This window comes from Nitrosarchaeum koreense MY1 (assembly GCF_000220175.1).
GTDB lineage: Archaea > Thermoproteota > Nitrososphaeria > Nitrososphaerales > Nitrosopumilaceae > Nitrosarchaeum > Nitrosarchaeum koreense.
In genome coordinates this window covers 306,046-319,787 of the sequence record NZ_AFPU01000001.1, presented here as the reverse complement: position 1 = coordinate 319,787, position 13,742 = coordinate 306,046, and the positions used below count along the sequence as shown (strand labels likewise).

Below are 13,742 nucleotides of genomic sequence, written 5' to 3'. Positions count from 1 at the left end.
AATTAAACTAGTCTATAACTTATTAGGTTTCAGACTTGCTAAACTCTGAGGGAATCAAGGATGGATGAAACATCAGTGGTAGGTAAACCGTTTTCTGATATTTTTTGTTTTGATGGGGGGTTTTCAAGGTAATTTGGGATTTTATCAGTCAGGCGGGTAGAATATTCAGAAATTATTTCATTTTGGTAAAATATTCCAATCGGGATTTTATTTCCCCATTCTAGAGATTTGATCATTGCCTGAGATATTTTTTCATTGACTTCGGTTTCATCATCATAATGTACACTATAGTCAAAATGAGTATCTTCAAGCTTGTATATTCTAGCGTGTCTCTCCATTGATTCTTCTGCCAAATCAACTCCTGCGTACCAGTCTCTTGTATTGATATCATTGTAAGTTGGGCAGGGTTGCAATACATCAAGAAATGAGAGTCCCTTATGACGAACTGCCTTTATGATTAAATCTTTTAGATGTCTGACATCATACGAATAACCACGAGCAACAAAAGTAAAACCACTAGCTACTGCCAACCCAATTGGATTTACATTATAGTTAGTATTTGGTGAAGGAAGTGATTTTGTTTTCTCACCAAGTTTTAGCGTTGGAGATGCTTGTCCTTTAGTTAATCCATAAACTCCGTTATCAAATATTATGTAAGTCATGTCAACATTTCGTCTGCCAGCTGCAACAAAATGACCAGCGCCGATTCCTAGTCCATCTCCATCACCGCCAACTGCAACCACTGTCATCTCTGGGTTTGCAAGTTTTCCTCCCTGAGCAAAAGTCAAAACTCTTCCGTGTAATGTATGAACGCCATAAGTGTTGATAAAATGAGATGTCTTTCCAGAACAACCAATTCCAGAAAAAATTGTTGCCTTATCACGTTCTATTCCCATTTCTGCCAATGCCATCTGTAATGCATTAACAATTCCAAAATCCCCACATCCAGGACACCAATCATTATGTACATCAGTTTTGTAATCTGCTAGTTTAAGCGCCATGACTTAGTACCTCTCTTTTGTTTGCATTATTTCCAACTATCTTTTTTAGTGAATCATAAATTTCAGTGCTGGTCATTCCTCTTCCAGTATATTTTAAAATAAAATAATCAATTTCTCTTGTTACATTTTGCTTTAGGATTTTACCTAACTGTCCCGAGTGATTTGCCTCAATGTCAATGATGATTTTTACATCTTTTAGAAGTGATTTGACATGTTCAGCTGGGAAAGGATGAATCAGTTTCATTTGAATAAATCCGATATCAATTCCTTCTTTTTTAAGCATAGAAAGGGCATCTAAGATAGGACCTTTGGTAGAACCCCAAGAAACTATCGTAATGTCATGGATTCCAAATGAGACAACTTGTTCTTCCTGTGGAACTCGCTGTAACACAAGGTCTAATCTAGACATTCTTTTATCCATCATTTTGATTCTAAGTTGAGGATCTTCTGTAATATGACCAAATTCATCAGATTCGTCTCCAGTATTCCAAAAAACGCCATTATCTAGACCCAATTTAGAACGTGGGGATATTCCATCTTCAGTAAATGCAAATCGCCTATACTCGCCATCTATTTTATCTAACAATAAACCCCTATCAATGGAAATTTTCTTTGGATCAAATCTTTTGCATGTAACAACTGAACTAGATAGAAACTTGTCCATCATATGAATAACAGGGATTTGATATACATCTGCATAATTGAAACATCGACCTGTATCATAAAAGCTCTCTTCAATATCTCCAGATGCATAAACAATTTTTGGAAAATCGCCATGTCCTGCATTAACTGCAAATAATAAATCATCTTGGCCATGTCGTGTAGGAAGACCTGTTGACGGACCACTTCTTTGATACAAAGTAATAACAACTGGAACTTCATTGATTCCTGCCCAACCTAATGCTTCAGTCATCAATGCAAACCCAGGACCTGAAGTAGATGTAGAAGAACGTGTACCAGTAAGTGCTGCACCAATCATCATACCCATTGCAGATATCTCATCTTCAGTTTGAATTACAATAGTTGAACCAGGTCTATCATTTTGGATTTCTAAAAGTTCGTTTGATTCAAGATATACGCTTTCATCTGAAGCTGGGGTGATAGGATAGTATGATTGAAATCTGCATCCGCTAACCATTTTTCCAATCGAGGTTCCAAAGTGACCTTGAACAAGAATTGTGTCAGGTTGTTTTTCAGTTCCTGTTAAAGAATATGGAAAAGCACCAAAGTTTGACTTGGCATAATCATACGAGAAATTTGCTGCCTGTTTGTTAATCTCTGCTATCTGAGGTTTTTTTGAAAATATAGAGTCAATTGATAAAAGCAGAGGATCAAGTGGCATTTTGATTAACCCTAGAGATAATGAAACTGCAATGACGTTAAACATTCGAATTAATCCACGAAGTTTAGGATTCTCTGTTTTTTCAGCAAGATTTGTCAATATTTCTCTAAAAGATACAGGGTATAGATGAACACCTTTCTCCTTTGCAATCTCAAGAACACCTGCAATTGTAAATGGTTTGTTTTTTGATTCAAGTTCTTGATGTAATCTTTCTTTAAAATAATTATCAAGAGTATGTACTTCATCAGTAGTTATTTTATCAAGATCAGAATCATAGATGATTCCACCACCACTTGCAATCTCATCAAAATGTCTGAAAATTGTTTCAGCATCAAATGATGCCATCAGTGTAACGTCATTTACATTTGAACGAATTTCATGATCAGAGACTCTAACTGCAAAATAACTGTGCTCACCTTTGATATTAGAGTAAAATTCCCTCTTACCAAAAATACGATAACCCATCTCGGCGCAAACTTTGGAAAAAACATTAGCACCAGAGTCTACTCCGCTTCCCTGGGGACCACCAATTAACCAAGTAAAATCAACAGAACTCATACTGATTATTCTCATTTTTAGGCATTAATAATATGATGGATAAATTATGCTAACCACCCGTAGTTGAATCAAATAACACACATTCGCATTTATCTCGTTCACCACAATAAGGACATACACATACACATTTTTCAATAGAATTACCACATTCAATACAAATAGCAAACTCCTCAGTTTCAGATTTTGGCATCTAATTATTTAGAAAGAAATCGTATAAATGGTTTGAGACAAATATCACAAATATTGCAAAAAAAGCGAGTTTTTCTCACCAGAACATTACATAATTTTGCATTAAATGAATTAAAAAAGAAATATCAAATAGAGATCCATTCAGGAGAAATCCCAATTCCAAAAACAAAACTATTGAAAAAAATTCAAAATGTTGAGGGGTTGATTTGCTTTCCATATGACAAGATTGACAAAGAAATGATAGATGCTGCAAAAAATCTCAAAGTAATCAGCACATTCAGTGTAGGCTATGATCACATTGACACACAATATGCATTAAAAAAGAAAATTCGTGTAGGATATACTCCAGAAGTTCTTACAGATGCAACTGCAGATTTAGCATTTTCATTAATACTAGACATTTTACGTCGAGTTTCAGAAGGAGACAGAACAATCAGAGAAGGAAAATGGAGACAGATTTATGGTGCATATGACTATGTAGGGATTGATCTTCAAGGAAAGACACTTGGAATTTTGGGATTAGGAAGAATAGGAAGTACTCTTGCAAAGCGAGCAAAAGCATTCGATATGAAAATAATTTATCATAATAGAAAATCCATATCAAAAAATAAAGAAAAAGCACTTAGAGCAAAATATGTCACATTAGACAAACTGATTACACAGAGTGACATTATTTCAATCCATGTTCCACACACTAAAGAAACAGATCAGCTATTTGACATGAAAGTTTTTAGAAAAATGAGAAAAACGGCATACTTGATCAATACAGCACGTGGAAAAATAGTTAATGAAAAAGATCTCACAGTAGCACTAAAGAAAAAGATTATTGCAGGTGCTGCTTTAGATGTCTACGAGAATGAACCGATTGGAAAAAAGCATCCGTTGACAAAGATACAAAATATTGTACTAGTACCACACATAGGAAGTTCGACCAAAGAAACAAGGGCAAAGATGGCAAAGATCACAATAAAGAATTTAGAACTGGGCATCAATGGAAAAAAACCCATTTACTCGGTAGGATATTGACATGCCTGGATTTACGCTTAAAACTATTCATGAAAAACTGTGCAGTTTTTATACATAGAATGTAAATTCATTTCAGATTGAAAAAATTCAAGCATACAAACGAAGAATTAGAATTAGCTAAACAACAATCTGAAAAAGAAAAGAAGAAAAAACAATTACAAGAATAATAAAATTTTTCTCCTTGTCATTTTCAGACAAGGTTTTTTTTAAAATTTAATATTCATACCATATTTTTGACGTAAATTATCATAAGTTTTTTTTCTTTCAGTATCAAGAGTCATGCTTTGATCATACATTTTTGTAAAAAATGCACCCAAGATACGATTTCTATCTTTATCAAAAAACTGTACACTAAAACTAGTACGTTCTGGCTTTTGTTCCTCAATAAACTCTGCATTTTGAATCAATTCACTATTAATGTGCATGTGTGCCGGACCATCATTGTCACCAATTGTAATCCATTTTTCTTTTTGTTTGATACTCAAAGAATTGCTTCTTATTTCAGAAACCGCTCCTGCATTTTTTATAATTAATAAAATATTGTCAATTTTCACTAGATCAGATAATACATTAAAAAGCAATACAATGCAAAGAAAAAGAAATTATTTCAATTTTTTGGATAATTGTGTATCTAATTGAACAAAATCATCTGTATCAGCATGAATACAGTCAGTTCCAACTGCTTTTAATGCTGAAAAACTTATTTTTCCATGAGGTATTTTTTCTTCGGTTTGAAGAGATTGTATCTTTCCTGAGACTATTTGTTTATGTTTATTGCATGTAACTCCAACCATGTATTCGTCTTTTTCTACAACAACTGAAACTACAAATTCTGGTGGGTTAACACATTGCTTTCCATTTTCCATTATAGAACATCTATCAGGTAGCATACTAAAACTCTGATTTTATAAGATATTAATCTTGATTATAATATATTTAATTTAATACTGAGCGATGTAAAATGGAAAAGTATTGACACATAATTTTGATCTCGTAATTATAGGCGGTGGTATTCTTGGAACTTCAATATCGTATTTTCTTAGTTTTCTAAACAAAACAAAAGAGATTGCAATAATTGAACAAGCTCCCAATGTTGCATTTCATACAAGTGGCAGAAATACGGGAAAAGTTCATGCACCATACTTGTATAATCCTGAGAAAAAAAAGATGTTTGCAAAAACATCTTTTAACGGATATGAGATGTGGGAAGAATATTCGAAATTGAAAAATTTACCATTTAAAAAAGATGGAATAATTGAAGTTGCATTTGATGAGAAAGGACACAAAGTTTTAGAGAAGTATCTGAAATGGGGTAAACAAAACGGATTACAAGATAACGACATAAAATTAATGGAAAAAAATGAATTAAAAAAAATTGAACCAGAGATAAAATGTGAGTCGGCACTTTATGTATACAAAGATGGGTCTACTGACTATTCCAAATTAACAAATGCTGTGATTAAAGACAGTACTGATAACGGAATAAAATTACTTACAAATACCAAAGTAACTCAAATAAAAAAAATCAAAAACAAATGGAAAATTATGCTAGATAATGAACATGAGATTTTTGCAAATTATATTATAAATGCTGCAGGTGGTGAATCAATAGACATTGCTCACAAAATGGGCATTGCAAAGAAATTCACAGATGTACACTTTAGAGGAGAATATTGGAAAGCACCAAAAGAGTACAGCGACTTGACAAAAACAAGCGTGTATTCTGTACCAGAATATCCAGATTACCCATTTTTAGATCCACATTGGATTATCAGAGTTGATGGAAGCTGTGAGATTGGACCAAATGCAGTACCAGTGTTTAGCCCATATGGATACAACAAAGTAGAGAACATCAAGGAGTTTATTCCAAAATTATTAGATATGTTAAATTCAGGCGCAAGAAAAGCGATTTTTGATAAACAATTTCAGGAACTTGCAATAAATGAAATTCAATCTTCAATGTCAAAATCAAAAATGATAAACAGGGTTAGGCGATTCTTGCCAAAAATAGATGTTGAAAAAATAACAGAAAAAGGAACTGCTGGAATTAGATCATCGGTGATTAATGAAAAAGGTCAGTTCGTTCCGGATGTGATTTTAGAAGAAGATACTATGTCTTTTCACATTTTGAACTATAACTCTCCTGGTGCTACAGGGGCATTACCATTTTCAGCACACGTTGTTAACCACTTAAACAAACAAGGATTGTTTCAAAGTGAAAGTTCAGACGCACAGTGTGGTCCGTGGAGATTTAGCAAAATAATTGAAAAAATGGCATCGTAGGATTTAGTTTTTATCGAAATAACTAAAATAACGAAGAAAATACTAAAGCATTGTGAGTGCAACAAATCAATTACGAGCAGATCATGATCAAGTTAGACGTCTAGAAAAAATAGTTGCAAAATGTGCAGACGAGATTTACAAAGGAACTGAAATTCCATTCTTAGACCTTGAAAAGATCACTGTCGTAATATCAGAATTTGTAGACACAATTCACCACTCAAGAGAGGAGGATTCGTATTTTCCATGTGTTGCAAGCTATGATAATCTAAAAGAGGAAATTAGAAAATTCATGATAGAGCATGAATTTGGAAGAAACATAGCCAGAAAAATTTCAGAATATCTGAAAAAATGGAAAAGTGGTCAAGATGCAAGAGAGCCAGTTGCCAGATACCTACGAACATATTCGATATTTCTATTTGATCATCTCAATAAAGAAAACAAATTCTTTGATGATGCAGAAGCAAACGTGTTATCAAAAGAGGAGGAGACTGAGATGTATGAACAGTACAGATCAGTAATAGCAATTGTAAAAAAAGTAGAACAGATGATTGCTGAAATTGATTGGTTAGAGACAAGACCATGGTATATGAAATAAGTTATTTGAAAAATTATCAAAAAATCTTATTAATAATTTCAGCATGAATCGTTAAAATTAATGATTTTATGCAAATAAGAACAGATAAAATTTAGAAATCTTTAAGTTTTTGTTCATTAAAGTTATGCGATGGAATTTTTCGGATCAAAGAAAAATAAAGATGCATCAAACAATAATTTAGAAAAAGAACTATCGCAAATTCTTGTCAAAGAAATAATGGCAAAAGAACTGATCATAGCACCACAATCTACGACAATATATCAAATTTCTAAAATGATGGAGCAAGGAATAGGTTCAGTTTTTGTAAAAAAAGATGCAGAGACCATGGGAATAATCACAGATAGAGATTTTGCAATTAAAGTTGCAGCAAACAAATACCCATTAGATATGACAGTAGAAAATGTAGCATCGTTTCCTGTAGAGACAATAAGTCCAAACAAATCAATTTTAGAAGCTGCAAAAAAAATGGCTGCAAAAAAAATTCGTAAACTGGCAGTATCTGAAAACAACAAAATAATTGGGATAATTACCACCAGCGATATAATAAGACAGTTATCAAAATTTCAAAAATAAGATAACTGATTTACCTCAGAAATGGCCAGTAAAATAATCTATGTGATATAAATTAAAGATAGTACCATAACAGATAGATGCAAAACATGAAACTAAGATGGGTTGACAGATTCATAATTGCAGCAATAATTCAAGGGGCATTAATCACAGTTATGGCCTTAGTAATTGTCACAATACAAATGATGAACAATCAAATTAACATAATTCAGTATTTATCACTGTCATTTGATGGAACTGCAAAATGGTTCTTTTTAGGAATAATATTTCATTTAATAATCATAGTTGCAGTTGCAGTTACTGCATTATTTTACAGTCATCTTGAAATCACTTTGGGGAAAAAATTTACAAAAAAATCAAACATACTAGCTGGAATACATCTTGTTGGAATGAATGTAGGTGGTGCAGGTGCAATGATGATTATGACATATGCAGGGTTGGCAGGAACAGGACTACTTTCAATTTTTACTGAAGGAAAACTTGGTCCAAAATATCCAGCAATTATGGATTCATTTATTGAACCAATTGGAGGGTTTATTGCTTTTCTTGCAATAGGAGTTGTATGTGGCGGCATAGGATTTTTAATTGCATATAGAAACAATGAAGCATTAGAAAAATAATTCAAAAATAATTAGTATCGTGGCAATCCATCATTCTTAAGATTCTTCCATTTCTTTTTATCAGAAATAGCATTTTCACTCAAATAGTTTGGTGGATTTTCAATGGTTTGTGCCATTTTTCTTTTTCTTGCATCCATCTGTCCAGGCGTCATTTCTATTCCTCATTTTTAGATAATAGATTTTGTAGTATTTTCAAAATCATAATCAAAAAGATATTTTGCTTATCAATATATGACTATAATTTTTTGATTGTGGCATGCCTTTACATTATTACTGTGTTTTAATTTGGATAAATTAATTTCAAAAAAACAGTATGGCGCCGGGAGGGAGATTTGAACTCCCGTTCCCTTGCGAGAACGCGCTTTATGGTTAATTATTTCCAGGCGCGCGCCCTACCAGGCTAGGCGACCCCGGCACATGTCTTACGACAGATTTGTTTGGGAAAATTTGATTATATATTGTGTTACTTGAAATTACAAAAAATTACTTCCAAATGTTAACTGTGATTGATTTTTCTACTTTGATTCCCATAGAATCAATTCCATCTACATTAATTTTGTAAAGACCTTCAATTACTGGAAGACCGTCATTTTTCATCTGATTCCAAACAAATTCAATTTTTTCTCCTGGGTTTAATGTTGAAATAACTTGAGATGCAGGAGGAGAATATTTTGCAATGCCAAATAAGCCACTAATTTTCAAACCATATGATGTATCTGAAAATGATATTGGGTTTGTTCCAGAATTTATCAAAGTAATTTTGATTTCTTCACCTCGCTTAAAATCAGATTTTTCAGTAACCAAAGAAAGTGAAGAACCATCCACATACACAAGTTGATTAGTGCTTTTTATTTCAAGTAAATAAAATCCAAAAGAAAAACCAGCTATGACACCAACACTGATAAAAATTACAAGACTTTTTGCTAACAATTATGATTAAGTTTTTTATTTGATTTTTTAATCCTTTGGAACAGATTTTGATCTCCATTTTTTTGGATATATGTTAGGAGCCATGATAATTCGTTTTGTTTCAAAGGCATATCCTTTAGTTGCATCACGTATCTCTTCTTCTGACATCAACGATTCTGCTAAAGCAACTGCTTCGCCTTTTTGTGTATAAATTGCAACAATGTCACCTTTTCTCAGATTTGGAGAGATTTGCAAGATTCCAGGCATTGCAAGTTGTGCACCATGACATAATGCATCAACTGCGGAGTCTCGAATTACAACAGATCTGAGTTCACTTAATGCATATTCTATAGGTTTGATCATTGACATTAGTTTTGTTTCATCTTTTTTTTCTTCCCAAAGTGCATAAGCATTTGCAAGCTCATGTAATGTTACGAGACCATCTGATTCATGGAATTGATCAACTTTAGTTCTTCGTAGTTCAATCATAGTAGCACCTGGTCCTAAAATTTCTCCGATATCATAGTATAGTTTTCTAATGTAAGTTCCTGCTTCACATAAAATTCGTGTTAAGAGTAATCTTTCTTTTTGCTCTAGTACTTCTAATTCATAAATTGTTCTAGTTCTTGTTTGTCTTAGAACTGCTGAACGTTGTGGAGGTTTTTGGAAAATTTCTCCTCGGAACATTTCAAGTACTTCATCTAGTTTTTGTTTTGATGGAAGAGAATGAAATCGTCCTAAAGCATGGTATTCTTTTGGTCCATAAAGTAAAACACCGAGTGCTTTTGTTGCCTCCCCGAGTCCCAAAGGTAAAACTCCAGAAACTTGAGGATCAAGTGTACCACTGTGACCAATTTTTGGAATTTTTAAGATTCGTTTAGTCCATGCAACAGTTTCATGACTAGTAGGTCCTGGTGGTTTATCTAAAATTATTAGACCATAATCAAGTAATTGCTCTAAAGTTCTTTTATCATAATACGTTCCATATGTATCATCAGTGATATCCTGATCAATTACAACCAAGTTTTCCAGTTGCTTTAGAGTCATAATAATTCCCTTACAGTTTCTTTTGCAATATTAATTACTTGAGTCGCATTAAGATTGTCAGTATCAATAATTTTATCAAATACAGAGATATCGTTTCCGAAATCAAAATCATATAATTTTTTATATAATGCACGATTTTTGTCGTATCTTAGTTTAGTAATCTCATATGCTTCCTTTGAAGTCATGTTGTCTCTAGTTTGCATTCTTTGTGAACTGCTATCATGTGAGCCTGATAACCAGATTTTAATGCCGTCATCGACTAGCCATGGTAAAGTATAGCTTGTAATTACCATCCCACCTTTCTTGAAAAGTTGGATTAGTTTATCATCAACTTTCTTATCAAATTCGGAATTATTCTCTCTTTGACTGAGAAATTTCATCCCATTTTCAGTATCCCACCAATCATCACCAACTGCATCAAAACCTTCCTCTTTTGCCATCTCTTTTAGAATGTCACCACCGCTAAGATATGTTAATTTGAATTCACTAGCCAATCCTTTGGCAACAGTTGTCTTTCCGACAGCTGGCGGACCAGAGATTACAATTGATTTGGTCAACTGAGATCCATTGATGTTTTTGTTAGTTTCATAATAATGCCACTAAAAGCAATTGATGAAAGAAAATACCAAGCCCAAAGATACAAAGCGTTTTCTTGAGTGCAAATGTTTTCTATATCTGCTGCTTGTTCAGCAGTGCATGTAAGATGGAAAAAGTCACCTGGAATAATGTTAAGTGAAATTGGAGACAGTGCAACAATATGCGAGAACAATACTGGCAGTACTAGATAAAATATCAAAATTAGTGGAACAAATGTAATCATCATGGGTCTCATGTTCATCTGCATCATCTCCATTGACATCTTGTTCATGTAAGATGATTTTTTGCTTAGTTCGTTAATTTTTGCTTGATCTTTTGAACGCATTGCTGCCATTCTCTCTTTTTGCCAAGCACGTGTCTCTTTCATGATTCGTTTTAGTTTAGTTTGATCAACCATTTTTTTTCTAACTGCAGCATTAAAGAGATTTAATAAAATTCCAAATCCAGTTACGCAAAATGCTGTTAAGATCAATCCTTTGACAATAGGATCATCACTTCCCAATGCTCCATGTCCGCCACCAAGAAAATCAAACATACCTCCTTCAAGAAATATTGAATTTAAAAACAGAAATACAGAATCTAAAACCATTTTACAACCCTATTGTCCTGATTATTTTTTCTGCAACTTCATCAATCATACCTTCTCGGTTAAGCACATGTTTTACTGGGGAACCTGAGATTACAGCACAAGCAGATATCATACCAGATTGAACGTCTAATTCCTTTTTAATATTGTCAATGGAGATATTATCTCTAGTTCTAGTAACATCTTTCATTCTTCGATTATAGATTTCCTCAGGTTTTGCAGAGACTGATATAAAATTGGATGGTTTGAGAATATGCAAAACATGTTCGGGCAATCCAGGATAATATCCCTCTGGAGAATTAATAAAAGCATGAGTATCAATAATTACAATATCTTCATTTAGTATTGCAAGTTTTTCTGCAGCTATTTTCTGTAGATTTTTTTGTTGAGATAGTGGTAGTTTTCTTAACTCGTCTCTGTCAGTAACACCGTTTTCTTTTGCTACATCAAACATCATACTTCCAAAGCTATGTACGCTTACACTTTTGTTATTTTTTTGTAAAATCTCAACAATTTTTTGCAATAAAGAAGTTTTTCCTACGCCAGGTATTCCTACCACTACGACTTTTCTACTTTCTACCAAGTAAAGCACCCAGACGTGGCATTACAACTTCGACTTGTTCTCGTACTAATTGAGTGTAATAGTTGATGAGAATATCCACCATAAGTAAAATTCCAATTCCAGAACCAAAAACTCCCAGAACATCAGATACTCCTGCCAACAAACCCAAAATTATTGAACCGATAATTGTAACAGATGGGATATACTTTGCAAGTAATGCTTCTACTGGTGCATTTGATCTTCTAAATCCTGGAATTTGCACGTCAGCATCAAGTAAGTTTTGAGCTGCAGTCTTTGATGAAAGACCACCAAGCTCAACCCACAATCTACCAAATACAACTACAATTCCAACCATAAACAACATGTAACCAATTGCTCTTGTCGGATCTAAAGCTGCAATTGCTAATCCTCTTGGGGGAGTAATGTAATAGATAATTCCTCCAATTGGTGTGGAGGGACTTGTCGGATCAAATTGCCCAATAATGTTCATAAACGCATTATTATTTCGAGGGTTAAAGTTTGCCCAAAACATCTGCCCAAGAAATACCGCGTTTGCAGTAAGCGCAGAGGCTAAAATTACTGGAATGTTTGATACATACATTAGTTTAATTGGATAGACTGCTGAAAAGCCTCTATATTTTGTCGATACAATTGGAATTTCAATTTTCATTCCTTGAGTAAATACCAGAATCAAAAGAATTCCCGCTGTCAAAAAGAATCCAAATATACTCGGGAGCTGATTTGCACGGAATAAAACATTTGATATATCTCCATTCATCAAAGACTGTCCAATGTACGGCACTATACCAATAGTTCCGCCATCACCAGCAGGTAAAGGACTAAAAAGACTCCATAGAATTTGTTGAGCAACACCTGCCATAATGAATAAACTAATTCCACTACCAAGACCCCATCCCTTCTGAACAAGTTCGTCTAAGAACATGATGATAATGGATGCTGCCATTAATTGCCCAATCATCACATACAAAATGTATGGCTCAGAAACCCCTGGACCATAAACTGCTATAGCATAAACTATGGTTTCAGCAATAATCACAATATATGTTACAAGTTTTGTTGCAGTTTGAAATATTCCTCTCTCTTCTGGTTTCTTAAAATCGAACTTCAGGATATCAGAACCTCGAAGCAATTGCATCAACAGACCTGCTGTAACTATTGGTCCAATTCCTAACTCAACAAGAGTTCCTTGCTGTGATGCAAAAATAACTCTGGCAAATTGTAGGAAATCAAATTCAGGTGCAGTTGCCCCAAATAATGGAGTCTGACCCATTACCATGTAAATTAATAATGCAAGACCGCTCCAAAGTAATCTAGTTTGTAAAGGAATCTTTTTTTTCGGTTTTGGGACTTGTGGGATATATGGTTCTGCCTTGAAAACAACTTTTCTAATTAGATTAGTGATAGTACCCTCAGCCATTCTCAGATAACACCTCTCCTCCTGCAGATTTTACTTTTTCTTCTGCAGATGCAGTAAATCTGGCTATTTTGACGGTATATGCGTTAGATATTTTACCGCCGCCTAGGAGTTTGTCATAACCTGCTACTTCAAGGTCTATGACTTTCTTTCCTCCTTCTTCTTTACCAAATTTTGCGAATAGATCATCGAGATCACGGACACTTGCCCATTTTCTCGTGATGATTGGATGAGGTGGGTGAGTAGAATCGTGTCCAAAATGATCTGGAACCTCTTTTAGCAAAGTACTAAAATGATATTTGTGTAATCCAGCAATTCCTAGTCCGCCTTTGTGACCACTTGCACGGTGCTGACCTACTTGTCCCCAACCCATGTGACGTCCGCCTCTTAGTTTTCTTGTCTTTCGTAATCGTGTTGCCATG

The 13,742-nt window shown here is 33.9% G+C and carries 18 protein-coding genes and 1 tRNA gene; 5 read left to right on the top strand and 14 right to left on the bottom strand.

What is annotated here, in order from left to right; all coding sequences use genetic code 11:
• Positions 1 to 38: 38 nt before the first annotated feature.
• Genes MY1_RS01785 through MY1_RS09775 form a run of 3 tightly spaced genes read right to left on the bottom strand, consistent with a single transcriptional unit; the run spans position 39 to position 3,091 of the window.
• Positions 39 to 1,001: a 2-oxoacid:ferredoxin oxidoreductase subunit beta gene (locus MY1_RS01785; protein ID WP_048109417.1), complete on the bottom strand. Its 963-nt coding sequence runs from the start codon at positions 999 to 1,001 to the stop codon at positions 39 to 41.
• Positions 991 to 2,901 (bottom strand): 2-oxoacid:ferredoxin oxidoreductase subunit alpha, encoded by a 1,911-nt coding sequence (locus tag MY1_RS01780; RefSeq protein ID WP_007549813.1) that lies wholly within the window; start codon positions 2,899 to 2,901, stop codon positions 991 to 993. The genes MY1_RS01785 and MY1_RS01780 overlap by 11 nt, the downstream gene beginning before the upstream one ends.
• A gap of 49 nt (positions 2,902 to 2,950) precedes the next feature.
• Entirely contained in the window at positions 2,951 to 3,091 is a 141-nt protein-coding gene (locus MY1_RS09775; protein WP_007549812.1) for a hypothetical protein, read from the bottom strand.
• A gap of 53 nt (positions 3,092 to 3,144) precedes the next feature.
• On the opposite strand from MY1_RS09775, the gene MY1_RS01775 reads away from it, so the two are divergent.
• Positions 3,145 to 4,116, top strand: coding sequence for a 2-hydroxyacid dehydrogenase (locus tag MY1_RS01775; protein WP_048110271.1), 972 nt, complete (start codon positions 3,145 to 3,147; stop codon positions 4,114 to 4,116).
• A gap of 206 nt (positions 4,117 to 4,322) precedes the next feature.
• Here MY1_RS01775 and MY1_RS01770 read toward each other — a convergent pair whose 3' ends face one another.
• Entirely contained in the window at positions 4,323 to 4,697 is a 375-nt protein-coding gene (locus MY1_RS01770) for a ChuX/HutX family heme-like substrate-binding protein (RefSeq protein ID WP_007549810.1), read from the bottom strand.
• 21 nt (positions 4,698 to 4,718) lie between these two features.
• Positions 4,719 to 5,006 carry a hypothetical protein gene (locus tag MY1_RS01765; RefSeq protein WP_007549809.1) on the bottom strand — a complete coding sequence of 96 codons (288 nt, stop codon included), beginning with the start codon at positions 5,004 to 5,006 and terminating at the stop codon, positions 4,719 to 4,721.
• Between the two features lie 82 nt (positions 5,007 to 5,088).
• On the opposite strand from MY1_RS01765, the gene MY1_RS01760 reads away from it, so the two are divergent.
• The 4 genes from MY1_RS01760 (at position 5,089) to MY1_RS01745 (ending at position 8,184) form a co-directional block, all read left to right on the top strand.
• Positions 5,089 to 6,399 (top strand): NAD(P)/FAD-dependent oxidoreductase, encoded by a 1,311-nt coding sequence (locus MY1_RS01760; protein ID WP_007549808.1) that lies wholly within the window; start codon positions 5,089 to 5,091, stop codon positions 6,397 to 6,399.
• A 52-nt stretch (positions 6,400 to 6,451) separates the two neighbouring features.
• The gene (locus MY1_RS01755) at positions 6,452 to 6,994 is read left to right on the top strand and encodes a hemerythrin domain-containing protein (protein ID WP_007549807.1); all 543 of its coding nucleotides are present in this window, start codon (positions 6,452 to 6,454) and stop codon (positions 6,992 to 6,994) included.
• Positions 6,995 to 7,123: 129 nt separating this feature from the next.
• Entirely contained in the window at positions 7,124 to 7,567 is a 444-nt protein-coding gene (locus MY1_RS01750; RefSeq protein WP_007549805.1) for a CBS domain-containing protein, read from the top strand.
• Between the two features lie 86 nt (positions 7,568 to 7,653).
• Positions 7,654 to 8,184 carry a hypothetical protein gene (locus MY1_RS01745; RefSeq protein ID WP_007549804.1) on the top strand — a complete coding sequence of 177 codons (531 nt, stop codon included), beginning with the start codon at positions 7,654 to 7,656 and terminating at the stop codon, positions 8,182 to 8,184.
• Between the two features lie 11 nt (positions 8,185 to 8,195).
• Here the strand turns inward: MY1_RS01745 and MY1_RS09640 are convergent, their stop codons facing one another.
• The 9 genes from MY1_RS09640 to MY1_RS01705 form a co-directional block, all read right to left on the bottom strand.
• Positions 8,196 to 8,336, bottom strand: a complete 141-nt coding sequence (locus MY1_RS09640; RefSeq protein ID WP_007549803.1) for a hypothetical protein — start codon at positions 8,334 to 8,336, stop codon at positions 8,196 to 8,198.
• 162 nt (positions 8,337 to 8,498) lie between these two features.
• A tRNA-Ser gene (locus MY1_RS01740) sits at positions 8,499 to 8,599 on the bottom strand.
• A gap of 68 nt (positions 8,600 to 8,667) precedes the next feature.
• Positions 8,668 to 9,114 carry a cupredoxin domain-containing protein gene (locus tag MY1_RS01735; RefSeq protein ID WP_007549802.1) on the bottom strand — a complete coding sequence of 149 codons (447 nt, stop codon included), beginning with the start codon at positions 9,112 to 9,114 and terminating at the stop codon, positions 8,668 to 8,670.
• Positions 9,115 to 9,141: 27 nt separating this feature from the next.
• Positions 9,142 to 10,140 (bottom strand): RNA-guided pseudouridylation complex pseudouridine synthase subunit Cbf5, encoded by a 999-nt coding sequence (locus MY1_RS01730; protein ID WP_007549801.1) that lies wholly within the window; start codon positions 10,138 to 10,140, stop codon positions 9,142 to 9,144.
• A complete protein-coding gene (locus MY1_RS01725; protein ID WP_007549800.1) occupies positions 10,137 to 10,697 on the bottom strand; it encodes a cytidylate kinase family protein in 561 nt (186 codons plus the stop codon). Before MY1_RS01725 ends, MY1_RS01730 begins: the two co-directional genes overlap by 4 nt.
• Complete coding sequence (locus tag MY1_RS01720) at positions 10,694 to 11,326, bottom strand: EMC3/TMCO1 family protein (protein ID WP_007549799.1); 633 nt, start codon at positions 11,324 to 11,326, stop codon at positions 10,694 to 10,696. The genes MY1_RS01725 and MY1_RS01720 overlap by 4 nt, the downstream gene beginning before the upstream one ends.
• A 1-nt stretch (position 11,327) precedes the next feature.
• A complete protein-coding gene (locus MY1_RS01715) occupies positions 11,328 to 11,915 on the bottom strand; it encodes an adenylate kinase (protein ID WP_237698776.1) in 588 nt (195 codons plus the stop codon).
• A complete protein-coding gene (gene secY / locus MY1_RS01710) occupies positions 11,893 to 13,323 on the bottom strand; it encodes a preprotein translocase subunit SecY (RefSeq protein ID WP_007549797.1) in 1,431 nt (476 codons plus the stop codon). The genes MY1_RS01715 and secY overlap by 23 nt, the downstream gene beginning before the upstream one ends.
• Positions 13,316 to 13,741 (bottom strand): uL15 family ribosomal protein, encoded by a 426-nt coding sequence (locus tag MY1_RS01705; protein WP_007549796.1) that lies wholly within the window; start codon positions 13,739 to 13,741, stop codon positions 13,316 to 13,318. Before MY1_RS01705 ends, secY begins: the two co-directional genes overlap by 8 nt.
• Between the last annotated feature and the right edge of the window lies 1 nt (position 13,742).